Source organism: Azonexus hydrophilus DSM 23864 (genome assembly GCF_000429605.1).
Classification (GTDB): Bacteria; Pseudomonadota; Gammaproteobacteria; order Burkholderiales; family Rhodocyclaceae; genus Azonexus; species Azonexus hydrophilus.
The window spans coordinates 157,201-175,319 of record NZ_AUCE01000013.1 but is presented as its reverse complement, the minus strand read 5'-3'; the positions used below and the strand labels follow the sequence as shown (position 1 = coordinate 175,319).

15 protein-coding genes are annotated in these 18,119 nt (G+C 64.7%); 5 read left to right on the top strand and 10 right to left on the bottom strand.

Annotation, left to right across the window (positions count from 1 at the left end; translation table 11 throughout):
* The first annotated feature begins 1 nt into the window (after position 1).
* Entirely contained in the window at positions 2–490 is a 489-nt protein-coding gene (locus G471_RS0108040) for a dihydrofolate reductase (protein ID WP_028994902.1), read from the top strand.
* Here the strand turns inward: G471_RS0108040 and G471_RS0108035 are convergent, their stop codons facing one another.
* The 4 genes from G471_RS0108035 to G471_RS0108020 form a co-directional block, all read right to left on the bottom strand.
* Positions 491–2,719, bottom strand: coding sequence for an arginine/lysine/ornithine decarboxylase (locus tag G471_RS0108035; protein ID WP_028994901.1), 2,229 nt, complete (start codon positions 2,717–2,719; stop codon positions 491–493).
* Between the two features lie 70 nt (positions 2,720–2,789).
* Positions 2,790–3,356 (bottom strand): dCTP deaminase, encoded by a 567-nt coding sequence (gene dcd / locus G471_RS0108030; protein ID WP_028994900.1) that lies wholly within the window; start codon positions 3,354–3,356, stop codon positions 2,790–2,792.
* 72 nt (positions 3,357–3,428) lie between these two features.
* Positions 3,429–4,520 (bottom strand): iron-sulfur cluster carrier protein ApbC, encoded by a 1,092-nt coding sequence (gene apbC / locus G471_RS0108025; RefSeq protein WP_028994899.1) that lies wholly within the window; start codon positions 4,518–4,520, stop codon positions 3,429–3,431.
* A 76-nt stretch (positions 4,521–4,596) separates the two neighbouring features.
* Entirely contained in the window at positions 4,597–5,280 is a 684-nt protein-coding gene (locus G471_RS0108020) for a response regulator transcription factor (RefSeq protein WP_028994898.1), read from the bottom strand.
* 160 nt (positions 5,281–5,440) lie between these two features.
* Between G471_RS0108020 and metG the strand changes: the two genes are divergently transcribed.
* Together metG and G471_RS0108010 are read left to right on the top strand one after the other, a co-directional pair.
* Entirely contained in the window at positions 5,441–7,522 is a 2,082-nt protein-coding gene (gene metG, locus G471_RS0108015) for a methionine--tRNA ligase (protein ID WP_028994897.1), read from the top strand.
* A gap of 400 nt (positions 7,523–7,922) precedes the next feature.
* A complete protein-coding gene (locus G471_RS0108010) occupies positions 7,923–8,174 on the top strand; it encodes a hypothetical protein (protein WP_028994896.1) in 252 nt (83 codons plus the stop codon).
* Here the strand turns inward: G471_RS0108010 and G471_RS0108005 are convergent.
* Positions 8,171–8,362, bottom strand: a complete 192-nt coding sequence (locus G471_RS0108005; RefSeq protein WP_043421182.1) for a hypothetical protein — start codon at positions 8,360–8,362, stop codon at positions 8,171–8,173. The genes G471_RS0108010 and G471_RS0108005 overlap by 4 nt on opposite strands.
* Positions 8,363–8,468: 106 nt before the next feature.
* Here G471_RS0108005 and G471_RS0108000 point away from each other — a divergent pair, with 106 nt between their 5' ends.
* Both G471_RS0108000 and G471_RS0107995 read left to right on the top strand, forming a co-directional pair.
* Positions 8,469–10,160, top strand: coding sequence for a SulP family inorganic anion transporter (locus G471_RS0108000; protein WP_028994894.1), 1,692 nt, complete (start codon positions 8,469–8,471; stop codon positions 10,158–10,160).
* A gap of 7 nt (positions 10,161–10,167) precedes the next feature.
* Entirely contained in the window at positions 10,168–10,509 is a 342-nt protein-coding gene (locus G471_RS0107995) for a zinc ribbon domain-containing protein YjdM (protein ID WP_028994893.1), read from the top strand.
* Here G471_RS0107995 and G471_RS0107990 read toward each other — a convergent pair whose 3' ends face one another.
* Genes G471_RS0107990 through G471_RS0107970 form a run of 5 tightly spaced genes read right to left on the bottom strand, consistent with a single transcriptional unit; the run spans position 10,510 to position 18,119 of the window.
* Positions 10,510–10,710: a hypothetical protein gene (locus G471_RS0107990; protein ID WP_028994892.1), complete on the bottom strand. Its 201-nt coding sequence runs from the start codon at positions 10,708–10,710 to the stop codon at positions 10,510–10,512.
* A 2-nt stretch (positions 10,711–10,712) separates the two neighbouring features.
* Complete coding sequence (locus tag G471_RS0107985) at positions 10,713–12,164, bottom strand: complex I subunit 4 family protein (RefSeq protein WP_028994891.1); 1,452 nt, start codon at positions 12,162–12,164, stop codon at positions 10,713–10,715.
* A complete protein-coding gene (locus G471_RS0107980; RefSeq protein WP_028994890.1) occupies positions 12,161–13,651 on the bottom strand; it encodes a complex I subunit 4 family protein in 1,491 nt (496 codons plus the stop codon). The genes G471_RS0107985 and G471_RS0107980 overlap by 4 nt, the downstream gene beginning before the upstream one ends.
* On the bottom strand, positions 13,651–15,174 hold the full coding sequence (locus tag G471_RS0107975; RefSeq protein ID WP_028994889.1) for a proton-conducting transporter transmembrane domain-containing protein: 1,524 nt from the start codon (positions 15,172–15,174) through the stop codon (positions 13,651–13,653). The genes G471_RS0107980 and G471_RS0107975 overlap by 1 nt, the downstream gene beginning before the upstream one ends.
* Positions 15,171–18,119, bottom strand: coding sequence for a DUF2309 domain-containing protein (locus G471_RS0107970; protein WP_051295361.1), 2,949 nt, complete (start codon positions 18,117–18,119; stop codon positions 15,171–15,173). The genes G471_RS0107975 and G471_RS0107970 overlap by 4 nt, the downstream gene beginning before the upstream one ends.

Sequence of the window (18,119 nt, the reverse complement as noted above, 5' to 3'; positions counted from 1 at the left end):
CATGCCAGAAATCATCCTGATCGCCGCCGTCGCCGCCAATCGCGCCATCGGCAAGGACAACCAGTTGCTGTGGAGCATCCCGGAGGACATGGCGCATTTCAAGGCGCTGACCGCCGGCCACGCCGTACTGATGGGACGCAAGACCTGGGAATCGCTGCCGGCGCGCTTCCGCCCTTTACCCGGGCGGCGCAACATCGTGATCAGCCGCCAGGCCGACTATTCAGCGCCGGGCGCCGAACTGGCCAATTCACTGGCCTCCGGCATCGCCCTGGCCGAATCTGCCGAGAAACTGTTCATCATCGGCGGCGCCGACATCTACGCCCAGGCGATGGCGCTGGCCGACCGTCTGGAAATCACCGAAATCGCACTCAATCCCGAAGCCGATGCCTGGTTTCCGGTGATCGGCGACGAGTGGCGCGTCAGCGAGAAAAAAACCCCGTCCGCCAGCGGCGAAACGGGGTTTGCCTTCGTCAGCTACACGCGCGACTGATCAGCGCACGCAATCCACGTAATAGCGTCCGTCCTTGTCCTTGACCAGGCCATGGACGTCGGTTTCGAAACCGGGGAAGGCGGCGTTGAACTCGCGGGCGAAACGCAGGTAATCGACGATGGTCTTGTTGAACCGCTCACCCGGAATCAGCAGCGGGATGCCCGGCGGATAAGGGGTCAATAGCACCGCGGTGACGCGACCTTCGAGTTCGTCGACGGCGACGCGCTCGATCTCGCGGTGTGCCATCCTGGCGAAGGCATCGGCCGGCCGCATCGCCGGCACCATGTTCGACAGGTACATCTCGGTGGTCAGGCGGGCGACGTCGTTCTGCTTGTAGACATTGTGAATCTGCGCGCACAGATCGCGCAGGCCGACGCGCTCGTAGCGCGGGTTCTTCTGCACGAACTCCGGCAGCACGCGCCACAGCGGCTGGTTCTTGTCGTAATCGTCCTTGAACTGCTGCAGCGCGGTCACCAGCGTGTTCCAGCGGCCCTTGGTGATGCCGATGGTGAACATGATGAAGAAGCTGTACAGGCCGCACTTCTCGACGATGACGCCATGCTCGGCGAGGTACTTGGTGACGATCGCCGCCGGAATGCCGATGTCGTCGGCAAAATCGCCATCGACGTCGAGCCCCGGGGTGATGATCGTCGCCTTGATCGGGTCGAGCATGTTGAAGCCGTCGGCCAGGTTGCCGAAGCCGTGCCAGCGTTCGCCCGGCTTGAGCATCCAGGCCTCGCGCTCCTCGATCCCTTCTTCGGACAGGTCGTCCGGCCCCCAGACCTTGAACCACCAGTCGGCGCCCCATTCCTGTTCGACCTTGCGCATGGCGCGGCGGAAATCGAGCGCTTCGCCGATCGACTCCTCGACCAGCGCGGTGCCGCCCGGCGCTTCCATCATCGCTGCGGCGACGTCGCACGAGGCGATGATCGAGTATTGCGGCGAGGTCGAGGTATGCATCAGGTAGGCCTCGTTGAAGATGTCGCGGTCGAGCTTCTGTTCCTCGGCATCCTGGACCAGGATCTGCGACGCCTGACTGAGGCCGGCCAGCAGCTTGTGGGTCGATTGCGTCGAGAACACCATCGATTCCTTGCAGCGCGGCCGGTCGGCGCCGATGGCATGGTAGTCGCCGTAGAAATCATGGAAAGCAGCGTGCGGCAGCCAGGCTTCGTCGAAGTGTAGGGTGTCGATCTTGCCGTCGAGTTCGGCCTTGATGTCCTCGACGTTGTAGAGCACGCCGTCGTAGGTCGACTGGGTGATGGTCAGCACGCGCGGCTTGGCGTTCTTGTCGGTGATGAACGGATTGGCGGCGATCTTGGCCTGGATGCTCGCCCAGGAAAACTCGCTCTTCGGGATCGGACCGATGATGCCGAAGTTGTTGCGCGTCGGCATCAGGAAGACCGGGATCGCGCCGGTCATCATGATCGCGTGCAGGATGGACTTGTGGCAGTTGCGGTCGACGACGACGATGTCGCCCGGCGCGACGGTCGAATGCCAGACGATCTTGTTCGAGGTCGAGGTGCCGTTGGTGACGAAATACAGGTGGTCCGAATTGAAGATGCGCGCCGCGTTGCGCTCCGAGGCGGCGACCGGGCCGGTGTGGTCGAGCAGCTGACCGAGTTCCTCGACCGCGTTGCAGACGTCGGCGCGCAGCATGTTCTCGCCGAAGAACTGGTGGAACATCTGGCCGACCGGCGACTTCAGGAAGGCCACGCCGCCCGAATGGCCGGGGCAGTGCCACGAATACGAGCCGTCGGCGGCGTAGTGGGTCAGCGCCCGGAAGAACGGCGGCGGCAGGCTGTCGAGGTAGGCGTTGGCTTCGCGCTTGATGTTGCGGGCGATGAACTCCGGCGTGTCCTCGTGCATGTGGATGAAGCCGTGCAGCTCGCGCAGGATGTCGTTGGGGATGTGGCGGCTGGTGCGTGTCTCGCCGTGCAGGAAGATCGGAATCTCGGCGTTCTTGTGGCGGATTTCGGAAACAAAGGCGCGCAGTTCGGCCAGCGTTTCTTCGGGTTCGAGCGCCAGTTCCTCGTCGTCGATCGACAGGATGAAGGCCGAGGCCCGGCTCTGCTGCTGGGCGAACGAGGTCAGGTCACCGTAGCTGGTCACCCCCAGGACTTCCAGCCCTTCTTGCTGCATGGCGTCAGCCAGCGCACGGATGCCGAGGCCGGAGGCGTTCTCGGAACGGAAGTCCTCGTCGATGATGATGACCGGAAAGTGAAAGCGCATGGTGGTTCCCCAAAAGCGGCGACCCGCCGCAGCGGGTCGTAGAGTAAGCGGTTTACGTTACAGCGTGCGGTCAGATCTTGGGCAGGGTGACGCCTTCCTGCCCCTGATACTTGCCGCCGCGATCCTTGTACGAGGTTTCGCAGATTTCATCGGACTCGAAGAACAGGACCTGAGCGCAGCCTTCGCCGGCGTAGATCTTGGCCGGCAGCGGCGTCGTGTTCGAGAATTCGAGGGTGACGTGACCTTCCCATTCCGGCTCGAACGGGGTCACGTTGACGATGATGCCGCAACGCGCATAGGTCGACTTGCCGAGACAGACGGTCAGCACCGAGCGCGGAATGCGAAAATATTCCATGGTCCGGGCCAGCGCAAACGAGTTCGGCGGGATGATGCAGACGTCGGATTCGATTTCGACGAAGGACTTGGGATCGAAGTTCTTCGGATCGACGACGGTCGAATTGATGTTGGTGAACACCTTGAATTCGCGCGCGCAACGGATGTCGTAACCGTAGCTGGACGTCCCGTAGGAGACGATCTTCTGGCCATTGACCTCGCGCACCAGATCGGGCGCGAAGGGCTCGATCATGCCGTGTTCCTGCGCCATGCGGCGTATCCACTTGTCTGATTTGATGGCCATTTTTTCCTGCTGCAATCGACAAAAACAAAGGCGGGATTCTACCCGCCTTTGCCATTCAATATGTCGACAAAATCAGGTGTTCTGCACGACGATGTTGGGGAATTTCGACGACATGTCCTTGGCCTTTTCGGCGACCTTGACGGCAACGCGGCGGGCGATGGTGCGGTAGATTTCCGCCGCCTTCGAGTCCGGCGCCCCGACCACGGTCGGCTTGCCGCCGTCAGCCATCTGGCGGATGCTCATTTCCAGCGGCAGGCTGCCGAGGAATTCGACGTCGTAGTCCTTGCACATCTGCTCGCCGCCACCCTCGCCGAAGATGTGCTCGGCATGGCCGCAGTTCGAGCAGACATGCACGCTCATGTTCTCGACGATGCCGAGGATGGGGATGTTCACCTTCTCGAACATCTTCAGACCCTTGCGCGCGTCGATCAGGGCGATGTCCTGCGGCGTCGTGACGACCACGGCACCAGTCACCGGCACCTTCTGCGCCAGCGACAACTGGGTGTCACCGGTACCCGGCGGCATGTCGACGATCAGGTAGTCCACGTCGCGCCATTTGGTCTGGTTGAGCATCTGGTCGAGCGCCTGGGTGACCATCGGACCACGCCAGACCATCGGCGTCTCGACATCGATCATGAAACCGATCGACATCGCCTGGACGCCGTAAGCTTCCAGCGGCTCCATGCTCTGGCCGTCGGCCGATTCCGGCTGCTGGCCGGCCAGACCGAGCATCTGCGGTTGCGACGGGCCATAGATGTCGGCGTCGAGCAGGCCGACCCTGGCGCCTTCCTGAGCCAGCGCCAGCGCCAGGTTGACCGCGGTCGTGCTTTTACCGACCCCGCCCTTGCCGGAAGCGACGGCGATGATGTTCTTGACGCCCGGCAACAGCTTGACGCCCAGTTGCACAGCGTGGGCGACAACCTTGCTGGAGACACCGACCGAGACGTTGCCAATGCCGGGCAGCGTCTTGAGCGCCGCGATCACCTGCTGGCGGATGGCATCGAAGCGAGTGGCGGCCGGGTAGCCGAGTTCGATGTCGAGGCTGAGATCGGCACCGGCGATACGGATATTGCGGACTGCCTTGCCGGCGACGTAACTCTTGCCGGTATTGGAATCAATCGTTGCGGACAGGACTTGCTTGATCTGCTCTTCGGTAAGACTCATGGTGACTCCGGTTTGGCTGGAAACGGGAAATACCCGACTGAATTGGTACAGTATAGCGCAAACCGGGCGCCGGGCGTCAGCCCGAAACCGTATCCAGGCGGTAGCCCTGGCCGTATACCGAGGTCAGCATCAGACCGCTTTCACCGGCCAGGCCCAGCTTCTTGCGCAGACGGCTGGCGTGGGTATCGACGGTACGCGTATCGACGTCGGCTTCCCGCGCCCAGACGGTGGCGAGCAACTCCTCGCGCGCCAGCACCCGGCCCACGTTCTTGAGAAAGACCACAGCCAGGTCGAATTCGCGCTGGGTCAGGTCGATTTCCTGACCGGCCAGGCGGATCCGCCGCCCTTCGACATCGAGTTCGATGTTGCCGAAACGCACCATGTCCGGCATGCGCGATTTACGCCGACGCAGCAGGGCATCGACCCGGGCGAGGAATTCCATGTAGCGCACCGGCTTGGGTACGTAATCGTCGGCCCCCATGCGCAGGATATCGGAGGCGAACTCTTCCTCGGTGCGCGCGGTGCACACGACGACCGGCACATCCCAGCCGTGGCGTTCGCGTATTTTGGCGACCAGCACATCGCCGCCGACATCGGGCAACACCCAGTCGACGACGTAGAAGTCGAAGCTACGCGTGTCCAGCGCCTCCAGGAATGATTTACCGTCGGCAAAAACCTCGACCTGGTAGCCTTCACTTTTCAGCAGGGCCTTGAGCACCTCGGCCTGGCTGCGACTATCTTCGATAACGGCAAAGTTCATACTTCCTCCTCGAAAGAAGGATTCTGCCCAGCATGAGCGCCGATATCAACCGACATAAGGCGGTTTTTACTCAGCCCATACAAACCCGTACCTTTTCCAACACACCGGGGTTTTGCCCAGGGCGCGTTAGAATTACGCCTTTGCCCAACGAAATCCGCCCATGTCGCGCAAGATCCTCGTCACCTCCGCCCTGCCCTACGCCAACGGCGCCATCCACCTCGGCCATCTGGTCGAATACATCCAGACCGACATCTGGGTGCGTTTCCAGAAGATGTCCGGCAACGAGTGCTGGTACGTCTGCGCCGACGACACGCACGGCACGCCGATCATGCTCCGCGCAGAAAAAGAGGGGATCACGCCGGAACAACTGATCGCCCGCGTCCATGGCGAGCATTCGCGGGACTTCGCCGGCTTCCTGGTCGGCTTCGACAATTACTACAGCACGCACTCGCCGGAAACCCGCGACTGCGCCAACGACATTTACGGCAAGCTCAAGGCCGCCGGCCTGATCGAGGTGCGTTCGATCGAGCAATATTATGACCCGGTCAAGCAGATGTTCCTGCCTGACCGCTTCATCAAGGGCGAGTGCCCGAAGTGCCACGCCAAGGACCAGTACGGCGACAACTGCGAGGTCTGCGGCGCCGCCTACGCGCCGACCGACCTGATCGAGCCGTTCTCGGCCGTCTCCGGCGCCAAACCGGAACTGCGTCATTCCGACCACTATTTCTTCAAGCTCTCCGACCCGCGCTGCGAGGCCTTCCTGCGCGAATACACCAGCAGCGGCGTGCTCCAGGCGGAAGCCGCCAACAAGATGCAGGAATGGCTGGGCGCCCCCGGCGACAACAAGCTGTCCGACTGGGACATCTCACGCGACGCGCCTTACTTCGGCTTCGAGATTCCTGACGCGCCGGGCAAGTACTTCTACGTCTGGCTGGATGCGCCGATCGGCTACATGGGTTCGTTCCGCAACCTGTGCGCGCAGAAGGGCCTCGATTTCGACGAGTTCTTCAAGAAGGACTCGTCGACCGAGCTCTACCACTTCATCGGCAAGGACATCCTCTACTTCCACGCGCTGTTCTGGCCGGCCGAGCTGCAGCACGCCGGCTACCGCACGCCGACCAAGATCTTCGCGCACGGTTTCCTCACCGTCGACGGCGCCAAGATGTCGAAATCGCGCGGCACCTTCATCACCGCCGAAAGCTTCCTCAACAGCGGCATGAACCCGGAATGGCTGCGCTACTACTTCGCCGCCAAGCTGTCGAACACGATGGAAGACATCGACCTCAGCTTCGACGACTTCGTCGCCCGCGTCAATTCGGACCTGGTCGGCAAGTACGTCAACATCGCCAGCCGCGCCGCCGGCTTCATCGCGAAGCGTTTCAACGGCCAACTGGCGCCGGCCGACGACAACCTGCCGGCGATCCGCGCCATCCGCGACGCGGCGCCGCGCGTTGCCGAACTGTTCGAAGCGCGCGAATTCAGCAAGGCGATCCGCGAGATCATGGCCCTGACCGACGGCGCCAACCAGTACGTCGACAGCGTCAAGCCGTGGGAGCTGGCCAAGCAGGAAGGCAAGGACAGCGAACTGCACGCCGCCTGCTCGAACGCGCTCAACCTGTTCCGCCTGCTCACCGTACTCCTGAAGCCGGTGCTGCCGGCCACCGCCGCCAAGGTCGAGGCCTTCATGAACCTGGCGCCGCTGAGCTGGGCCGACGCCGGCACGCTGCTCGCCGGCGGCCACGCAATCAACGCCTACAGCCACCTGATGACGCGCGTCGACGGCAAGCAGATCGAGGCGCTGATCGAAGCCAACAAGCAGTCGCTGGCCCCGGCCACCGCCGAAGCGCCGGCCAAACCGGCCGCCAAGACAGCGGAAAAGAAGGAAGCCCCGGCTGGCACCGACGGCCTGTGCACCATCGACGACTTCATGAAGGTCGACCTGCGCATCGCCAAGATCGTCAATGCCGAGCACGTGGACGGCGCCGACAAGCTGGTCCGTCTGACCCTGGACATCGGCGAAGAAAACATGCGCAACGTCTTCGCCGGCATCAAGGCAGCCTACGACCCGGCGCAACTGGTCGGCCGTCTGACCGTGATGGTCGCCAACCTGGCGCCGCGCAAGATGAAGTTCGGCCTCTCCGAAGGCATGGTGCTGGCCGCCTCCGACCTCGACGCTAAGACCCCGGGCCTCTATCTGCTGTCGCCCGACAGCGGTGCCCAACCCGGCATGCGCGTGAAATAATTTGCGCACCGACAAGGGGCTGCAACAGCGGCCTCTTGTCTGCTGCAGCGCAACAATTCCGGCCCGAAGTTAAAGCTTTACTTTAAGTAAACCGGGCAATATCGGTCGGCAGAAAAGGGTTTTGAATCTATCCACAAAAGCTGTGGATAAGTCTGTGAATCAATCGATGAACAAAGCGCTAAGCTACCGTTGTACAAGGATTTTCCTTACCCTGCGCAAAACTTGCGCACAATCACAAGTCATTGATTAAAAACGAATTGTAAGCAATCGCCAGCAAACTGACAAATTCAACAGCCAGCCAGCACGGATGCTATCGACAAGCCGGCAAACTGTGCATAAGTCGTTGCTCAAGTGCGCGCAATGTCAAGTCATTTACAAGACTTTTTTCAGGCCTTTTCCGATGACCGAAAACAGCAAAGCCAAACTCCTGCCCCGATTGCTTGCCTATCTGGCTGCCGACCTGTTCGGCTTCCTCTGCCTGACGCTGGGCGTTGCCTGGTTTGCCGGCGGGCCCGGGACCCTGCTTGAGCACTTCCCGGCCTCCAATGCGGAAGCATTCGCCAGCGCCGCCGGTGGACTGGCGGTGATCGCCTGGGCCATGACCCGGATCCTGCAGACCCTGGGTCAGCTGGCGCCGCCGCGCGACAACTAGTCGCTGCGCCCGCCAGGGCGCAACCAGTCGGGCAATTCGCGCTCGCCAGCGTTATCGATGATGTATTGACGAATCAGCCGGCGCACGACCTGCGACGGCGTCAGGTCCTGCTCAGCGCAGATTTCCTCGAATAGCCCCTTCTTGCGCGGATCGATCAGCAGCGTCAGCCGGGCAGTGCGTTTCTCCATGATGCTCTCTTGTTGTGATTTGATCGCAAAATATTAACATACGATTAACATTGACGATTAATCTGATAACCATATAATGCAGCGCTTCGCCCCATGAGCGCGCGTCATGAAAATCGCCTTTCGCCCCAAGCTGCTGGACTGCCTGCCTGGCTATGATCGCAACCAGTTCGGCAAGGACCTGGGCTCGGGCATCACCGTCGGCGTGCTGGCGTTGCCGCTGGCCATGGCCTTTGCCATCGCTTCCGGCGTATCGCCGACGGCCGGCATCTGGACGGCCATCGTCGCCGGCCTGATCATTTCGCTGCTGGGCGGTTCGCGCGTCCAGATCGGTGGCCCGACCGGCGCCTTCATCCCCATCGTCTACGGCATCGTCGTCGCCCATGGTTTCGGCAACCTGCTCGGCGCTACCATGCTCGCCGGTATCATGCTGCTGGCCATGGGACTGACGCGCATGGGCCAGTTGATCCGCTTCATTCCACTGACCGTCGTCATCGGCTTCACCAACGGCATCGCCGTGGTCATCTTCCTGGCCCAGATCAAGGATTTCTTCGGCCTGTCGATCGCCAGTCTGCCGGCCGAATTCTTCGCCCGGATCAAGGTGCTGGCCGCGCATGCGCACACCGTCGATCTGCCGACCGTGGCGCTGTCGGTCAGTTGTTTCATTTTCCTGCTCTCCTACAACCGCCTGGCCCAGCGTTTTGCGCTGCTGCGCCGCGCCCCCGGCCCGCTCGCCGTGCTCGTCGTCGGCACCCTGGTCGCCTTCGCCCTCGACCTGCCGGTGGAAACCATCGGCAGCCGTTTCGGCGGCATCCCGCAGGACCTGCCCAGCTTCGGCCTGCCCGACCTGTCGATCCACGATTTCGGCAAGCTGATCTCGCCGGCGATCACCATCGCCCTGCTCGGCGCCATCGAGTCGCTGTTGTCGGCACGCGTCGCCGACAGCCAGATCGACGACCGCCACGACCCCAACCAGGAACTCGTCGCACAGGGCCTGGCCAACGTCGCCGCCCCGCTGTTCGGCGGCTTTGCCGCCACCGGCGCGATCGCCCGGACCTCGACCAACGTCAAGGCGGGCGGTCGCACCCCGATCGCCGGCATCATTCACGCCATCACCCTGCTCGGCATCGTCCTGATCGCCGCGCCGCTGGCCGCCTACGTGCCGCTGGCAACGCTGTCGGCCATCGTCATGGTGGTCGCCATCAACATGGGCGAATGGCACGAGTTCAAGGAACTGCGCCGCTATTCGTGGAATTACCGGATCATCCTGCTGGCCACCTTCTTCGTCACCGTGCTCTTCGACCTGACCATCGCCGTCGAACTGGGCATGGTGCTGGCCTGCCTGTTCTTCATCTACCGCATGTCGGAACTGACCCGCATCGAGCGCCTGCCGCTCGACGAAGCCGCTCAGGACCCCGAACTGCTCTATCCCGACGGCACGCTGCGCGTTGCCGCGTGGCAGATGTTCGGCTCGCTGTTCTTCGGCGCGGTCAACAAGCTGGAGGAATTGCTCGACCCGCGCGCCGGCCACCCGGAAATCGTCATCCTCGACATGACCCGCCTGGTCCAGCTCGACACGACCGGCCTCGAAGGCCTGGAAAATCTGCGCGACAAGCTGGAAAAACGCGGCTGCACGCTGATGCTGTGCGGCCTCAACGCCCAACCCGGATCGCTGCTGCAGCGCTCCGGCTTCATTGATGCGGTCGGCCCGGCCAACGTCGGCGTGGATATCGAACACGCCATGCAGCGCGCCCGCGACCTGCTGCCCAATCTGATGGGCAGCCACGACGAGGATTATTGAGAGAACCATGAGCCAATTGCCCAACTGCCCCCAATGCAACTCCGCCTTCACCTACGAGGACGGCCCGCTCTACATCTGCCCCGAATGCGCCCACGAGTGGAGCAAGGACACCCCGGTCGCCGAGGTCGAGAAAAGCAAGGTCTGGCGTGACGCCAACGGCAACGAACTGAAGGACGGCGACAGCGTCACCGTGATCAAGGACCTGAAGATCAAGGGCTCGTCCTCGGTGGTCAAGGTCGGTACCAAGGTCCGCAACATCCGCCTGGTCGACGGCGATCACGACATCGACTGCAAGATCGACGGCATCGGCGCCATGCAGTTGAAGTCGGAATTCGTCAAGAAAGCCTGATCAACGCGGCGGCCGTGACTTGTCCGGCAAGTAGTACAGGCAGACCTCGCCCGACGATTCGATGACGTCGCGCATCGGTTCGCGCGCGCTCTTGAAACCGAGCTCGCGGCAACCGTAGGGGAAATTCCGGTCGAAGGTGATGTAGTAGTGCCGGCAATCCCGACACCTCGGCACCCCGCTCTGCTCCTTGCGCATCGTCATGCTCAGGCAGCGATGGCGGCAGCCCAGGCTTCCGCTGCCGGCCGCACGATATCCAGCCACGGCGCCGGGTAGATGCCGATACCGACGATCATCGCGATCAAGGCAATCAGCACCAGCCATTCACGCCACACCAGATCGCCGGCGGCCAGCACCGCCGGCCGGCTGGCCGGCCCGTAGAAGGCCTTGCGGTACAACGCCAGGAAAGCCCCGGCGGCAATCGCCAGGCCGAACAGCGCGGCCATGCCGGCGCCGGTGTAACGGTCGAGCGCCGCCAGGATGAGCAGGAACTCGCCCGGGAAACTGCTGGTTCCCGGCATGCCGACGCCGGCCAAGCCGCAGATCAGGACACCGGCCGCCAGCAATGGCATGGTTTTGGCCACCCCGCCGAGCGCCTGCACGTCGGTCGAACCGGTCCGCAGGCGCAGGCATTCGAGCAGCAGCAGCGCACCACCGGTCGCCACCGAAAAACTGAGCAGCAGCGACACCGCTCCCTGCACGCCCTGCGCCGACAGGGTGGACAAGCCGAGCGTGGCCAGCCCGACATGGCAGATGCTGGCGTAGGCCAGGCCAACCCGTAGATTGCTGTGGGCCAGGATGCCGACCGCGCCGTACAGCAGCGTCACCGTCCCCAGCCCGGCCAGCAGCCAGTGCCATTCCTGCGCGGCATCCGGGGCCAGCGGGATGGCCAGGCGAACCAGCGCAAAACCGCCGACCTTGAGGCCCAGCAACAGCGCCGTCAGCGTTCCCGGCGCCGCCAGCGCAAACTGTGGCAGCCAGGTATGCAAGGGCACCAGCGGCACCTTGAAGGCAAAGGAAAACAGCAGCAGGACCAGCACGACGCGCTGCGTATCGAGCGCCGGCGGCTGTTCGAGCAGCACGCCCAACTCGAAACTGCCGGCCTGGCTGCCCAGCATGATGAAGGCCAGCAGCAGCGGAAAACCACCGGCCAGCATGATCAGCACGTAACGGGCGGCCACTCGCGGCGCATCGACGGTCACGCCGCGACGCGCCAGCAGGAAATAGACCGGAACCAGGCTGAGCTCCCAGAAGACAAAGAACAGGATCAGGTCCACCGCGCAGAAGATGCCCAGTGTCGCCGACTGCAACGCCAGCAACAGGCCGTGAAACAGGCGCGGCGCGTCCTCGGCCGATTGCCAGGAGACCGCCAGCACGCCCAGGAACAGTAATGCCGTCGCCGGCAGGAAGAGCACCGATAGACCATCGACTGCCAGCGACCAGTGAATGCCGAGGCCGGGCAGCCACGGCTGCCGCTCGGCAAACTGGAAGCGCGGCCCGCCGGGGTCGAAGGAAAACAGCAGCCAGGTGGTCAACAACAGCACCACCGCCATCGCCAGCAAGGCGACCCGGCGCGCCAGGCGTGCCGGCAGCAGGAAAACCACCAAGGCCGATAACAGCGGCAGAAGCACGATCAGGGTCAGCAGCGGCAGGCTCATCGGGCGAATCTCCCGGCCACCGCCTGGCTCGCCGCATCGGTCAATTGCAGCCAGGGCTCGGCGAAGAAACCGATGGCCAGCAAGGCCGCCACGGCCAGACCGCAGACCGCGTATTCCATCGGCTGCGTCCGGTCCACGTCATGGCTGCCGCTCTTTTCCTGCGACAGGAAAGCTTTCTGAAAACCCCACAGGAGGAAACCGGCGGCAGCGACGTTACCGAGCGCCGTGGCCACCGTCGGCAAGGCGCCGAAACGGGCAATCGAAGCTTCAAGCACCAGGTGGGCGGCGTCGAAACCTGGCGTTCCCGGCATGCCGACGATGGCCAGGCCGAAGATCAGGAAGGCGATGGCCAGGAAGGGAATACGCTCGAACAGGCCGGACAACTCGCCGAGTTCGGTCGTTCCGGTACGGCGGAAAACGAAGCCGACGATGAACCACATGCCAGTCACCGCCAGACCGAAATTGGCCGCCAGCAGCATCGCCCCCTGAATGCCGGCCGCGTGCAGACTGAACAGCCCGATCACCAGCAGGCTGGTATGGCTGACCACGGCAAAAGCCAGCAGCCGGCGCAGATTGGTCTGCAGGAAGGCAAGCGCCGCCGTGAAGAAAACCCCGGCCATGGCAAAACCGACCACGTAGGCTTGCCAGTCGAGCACGGCATCCGGGGTCAGCGGCAGAACGAAACGGGCCATGCCGAAGACCCCGACCTTGACCCCGACCATCAAGGCCGGCGCCACCGCGATCAGGCCGTGCTGGGCCATGTTCGGTAGCCAGCCGTGCAGCGGGAACAGCGGCGTGCGCACGGCCAGACCGTAGAACAGCAGGTAGAAGGCGGCCGTCTGGAACTTGCCGGCCGGCAGCGTGCCGGTCAGGTCGAACAGGTCGAAACTCCAGCGCCCGCCGGTCACCTCGGCGTACCCCCAGCCGAGCACGAAACAACCGGCGACGAACAGCGCCAGACCGAAGCCCTGGTACTGAACGAAGCGCGCCAGCGCCTGCGTTTCGGCCCGCGACGAGGCCCAGCGACGCAACAGGTAGACCACCGCCCATAGCTCCAGCGCCGAGAAAAAAGCGAACCAGGCAATGTTCAGCGTCAGCAGCATCCCGACCAGCCCGGCCTCGGCCAGCAGCAGTACGGCGAACAGGCGCCCCGGCGAAATCATCCCGCGACTCATGCCGTACAAGGTCATCAGCAAGGTCAACAAGGCGGTCAGCAGCAGGAACATCACGGCAATGCCGTCGATGGCCACGTGGTAGCCGAGCAGATCGATACGTTCGGCCAACTGGAAAGCCAGCGCGGCGTCGACGCGGCTGGCGGTAAAAGCCACCAGCAGCAGCTCGCCGGCGGCAAACAGCTTGCCGGCAAGCACCGCCAAGGGCCGTTCGCCCAGCGCCAGCACCACTGCGGCGCCGAGCAACGGCAGCAATTGCACCAGCGCCAGCAGCGGCACTGCCGTCTGTTGGTACCAGAAGATTTCGCCGTTCATCACAGGATCACCACGAAGGTGGCCATCACGGCCATCATCAGATAACGCGGCTGTTCGAGCAGCGCTTCCAGCGTCTGCAGCCAGCGCCCGGCCTCGCGCAACATGCGTTCGGCGGCACCGCCGCGCCCGCGCAGCAAGAGGCGATTCTCGATCCGCTGCAGGAGGAGGGAAAGTGCCGCCAGCAGGCGCCCGGGCAAGCCGTCGGCACAGACCAGCGGCCGTTCGGGATCGATGCTGCGGCCTTTACCCGGCTCGCCGATGGCGCGGTCGATGAAGCTCTCTTCCAGCGCCCGCACGTCGCGGGCAATCGCCGTCGTCGGCCCGGCCAGCAGGGTAACGCCCAGCTTGTCCAGCCACAGGCGCTGCAGCGCCGCGGTATAGATCGCTTGCCGGCCGACCAGCCAGGCCGGCGGCGGCGCCGGCCGGTCGCGGGTCAGTTGCAGCCACGACGGTGCCAGCAGGAATTGCCAGCTGCGCCAGGCGGCGTGCAGGCACAGATGGATGGTCGCCAGCGTCGTCCAGCCCAGGCCGATGGCGACGAGCATCAGGCTGACCTGGAAAACCGTGGCGTAAATCAGCGCCGATTTGACGTCGGTCTGAACCAGCCCGCACAGCCAGGCATAGACGGCAGTCAGCGTTCCGATCAGCAACAAGCCGGCGAGCACGTCGGGCAGATGGAACAACAGCGGCTCCAGGCGCAACAGCAGGAACACCCCGGCATGCACCATCACCGAACCGTAGAAAATCGCCGACGACGGCGTCGGCCCTTCCAGCGCCCTGGCGATCCACGGCGTGAACGGCAGTTGCGCCGATTTGGCCAGGGCGGCGACAGCAAAGCCCAGCACCAGCACACGCAGGTCGACCAATGGCAAGCTGGCGGCCAACAGTGCCGGCCATTCGAAACTGCCGACCCAGTAGGCGGCCAGACCGAGCGAGAACAACAGCCCGGCGTCGCCGGCACGGTTGGTGACGAAGGCGAACAGGGCGTTGCCGGTGGCCACCGGGCGCTGCCAGGCATGGGCGATGAGCAGGAAGGACGCGATCCCGCACATTTCCCAACCGAGGAAGAGCAGCAGGCCGTTACCCGACAGCAGCACGGCCTGGATGCCGCCAAGGAACATGGCGAGGACAATGAAGTAACGCTGGAATCCGCTTTCCCGGTGCAGATAGGTCGCCGAGAAACGCACCACCAGCCAGCCGATCAGCGCCGTCAGCGTCGCCACCGGCAACGACAGCGCATCGAGCAGGAAGGAAATCCGCCCCTGCCAGTGGGCGGCGGCAAACCAGGTGCCGACAATCTTCTGGCCGGGCCAGCCGTGCCAGATCACCGCCAGATCGATCAGCACCAGCAGCAGCAAGGCGGTCAGCGCCGCCAGTTCGGTCAGGCGCGCGGTCAGGCGCTCGCCGGCATCGCCTGCGGCCCGGCCAAGCAGCACGCGCGCCCCGGTCGTCAGGGCAGCGAGCAGCGGCAAGGCCGGCACCAGCCAGACCCAGTCGGCGACGTCGCGCAATTCTTCGATCATGCGACACCTCCCAGCAACAGCGCCGGCGGCAAGGGGCCGGATTCGCCGGCAAACCAGTCATGCGAACGCGCCACCTGCGGCAGCACGGCCCGCCCGGACCACGGCAACCAACCACGACGCGGGCAGTAACGACTGAGACTACCGGTCGCCGGGTCCTGCGCGGCCAGCTGGATCCAGGCATTGCCGACCAGCTCCTGCAGCGCGGGCTGCCGGGCAAGGATGGCCGACAACACCGCCGGCGCCTGTTCGACGACGACCAACAGGCGCATCGGTTCGTGAATCTCGACCATCTGCCAGGGCAGCCCCGTGCGCAGGTCGGAATCGGCGCCTTCCATGACCCCGAACAGGCCGGTCAGGTTGTGCGTGACTTTGGAACCGCAGCCGAAACGCTCGTTGTCCACGGTCGAGAAATAGTATTCGAGGGCGATGCCGGCGCCGACCGGGCCGGCGGCGAGCAGGATGCGCTCGACGATGTCGCCGTCCCGATCGCTGCCCGGATCGTAGGAAATCAGGAAGACGCGCCGGTCGAGGAACAGGCCCCGGCTCATCGTCCGCCGGCCGATGAAGGCTGCGGCGTTGGTCGCGTGCCCCAGTTCCGGCCGGGCCTGGGCCAGGTCGGCGACGCGGCCGGCGACATGACGCCGTGCCTGCCACGGTGACGGCCGGGACGGCGCCGAAGCCAGCCGGCGGCAACGCTCGACGGCATGCCGGCGGCAGGCCTCGGCCAATTGCTTGAGCAAGGTGTCGCAAGGCGATTGCAAGGCGGCAGGTACCTGCTCGAGGTCGTACCACTCGATGCTGTCGTCGCCGGTATGGTGCTCGGCCGCCAGGAAATGGCAGGTGTCGGGAATGACGATGCCGCGCGCCGCCAGACCGGCACGCACCGCCGGCCGGTTGGCCATCGCCGCCAGTACCCGGGCATTCGGCCCGCCATGCCGCCCGGAACAGGCGCCGCAATCGTAGGCTGACAGATGCGGGTTGTTGCGGCTCCCGGAACCATGGCCGAGGATCAGGACCAGCGGCGCAAAACTGGCGCTCAGGCCGATCGTGCGCAGGAAGGCAGCAACCCGCTCAACCTGCTCGTCATCGCTGAACCCGGGCATGTTCCCGTCACCGACCCCGGGATCGACCACGGTCGGCACCCGGCCGTCGAATTGCGTCCGCCAGCGCTTTCCGGCCAGACTCGCCCAGGCCGGCGCAAGACTGCTCGCCGTCAGCGCCAGCAAGCCGGGCAGCGCCGCGGCGGCGGTCAGCAGCGGACCGGCCAGCGGTGCCCGCCGGCTGCCCTGGTAGAGGCGCTCGCGCCACTGCAGACGGATTTCGCGCCGTTGCGCGTGGCGCGCGAGCAGCGACTCGCTGCCGGCGGCAACTTGCTCGCTGACCAGGCGATCCGGCGTCACCACCACCGGGCACAAGGCCTGCGGCGCCGGGTCATCGACGCCCTGCCAGTACATCGGCACGCCGAAGAAACCGGCGGCGCCGAAAGTCTCGATATCCGGCGCCAGCTCTTCGAGGTGACGCCGCGTGCCTTCCTCGCGATCGTCCATGCACATCACCACCTGCGCCGACGGCGCGGCCGGCGCGGCCTGTCGGCCGACGTTGGCCGCCAGCGCGACGAACAGGCTTTCCCGGTAATGCCCTTCGTAGGCAGCCAGCCAGATCTGGCCGCGTTGCAGAGGCGACAGGCGGGCAGCATCGAGCAGGCGATTAACGGCATCACGACCCAGTTCGTTCAAGCGCGCTTCGTCGAGCGCCAGTTGCCCGGCCAGCTTCTGCAGACCGGCCGCCCAGCGAGTGCTTTCGTCGGCCTGCAGGAAAACCGCAACCCGCGGCGCCAGGGCTTCCCAGCCGCGCACCTCGCGGCCGTCGAGCGTCTGTTCGCACAAGGCGCTGGCGGTGGCCAGCAGATCCTCGGGCAGGACGGCGAGATGCCAGGCCTCGCGGACCAGGAATTCGGCGGGGCAGGCATGGTAATAGGCATGCAGTTCCTCCAGCCCGAGCGGCGCACCGGTCAGGCGGCGGATCAGTTCGCCGCACAACTGGCGCTCGAGGAAAACCCGCACCGCCAGGTAATCGGCCATGCTCACCGGATGGCCGGCGCCGCCCGCAGGATGCTGGTCGCGCCACAGGAACATGCCGGACCAACCGGGCAATTCCAGCGCCAGGCGCTCCAGGTAGCCGGGCCACAAGGATTCGTCCGGCAACAGCGCGCGCAGCTCGTCGACCAGCAAGGGCAAGGGTTCGTCGGGCAGATGCTGGATTTCATCGCGAATCCCCGGTAGTTCGTCGAGCTCCCAGCTCAGGTCGAGCGCCGCCGAGGCTTTCCAGGCGGCGAAGAAGCCGCGTCCGCCGGCCGGATTCGACCAGGCGGCCATACCCAGGTCGAGGTGAGCAGCCAGATGGCGTTGCAGGATGCTACGTACGCTTTCCAGCACATCTTCGCCGGACAGGCGCAGGAGCAAGGCGCGCAGGCTGTACTGCCGGCCGATGCCGGCGTGCAGCGCATCCCAGCGGCGGCGGGCAAGCTCGGGCCAGGCTTCGTCGACCGGCGCGGCATCGCCCAGCAGCCGGCGGCAGACCGCCAGCGCCGGAACGGCGCCGCCCGGCACATCGGTCAGCAACTCGGCGAGCAGGATCTGCCGACGGCTCAGTCCGCCGACGACCTCGTCATCGAGGCCGTCCACCCCCTGATCGTCGAGCGCGGCCGACAGGTCATCGCGGTCGATACGGCCGGCGGCGTATTCAGCGCCGAAGCGCTGGGCCGGCCAATAGACCTGGGCGCCGGTCAGCGCCTGCGCCGCCGCCAGCGCGTCGGCAAAAGGCAGGTGCTGGAAGCCGTGCAGGGTGTTGTGATGGACGAAATCGCGAATCGGCGCCTGCGCCGGCAGGACGTGGGCCAGATGTTCGATCCAGTGGTGCAGGCGCTGCTCGATCGACGGTTCCAC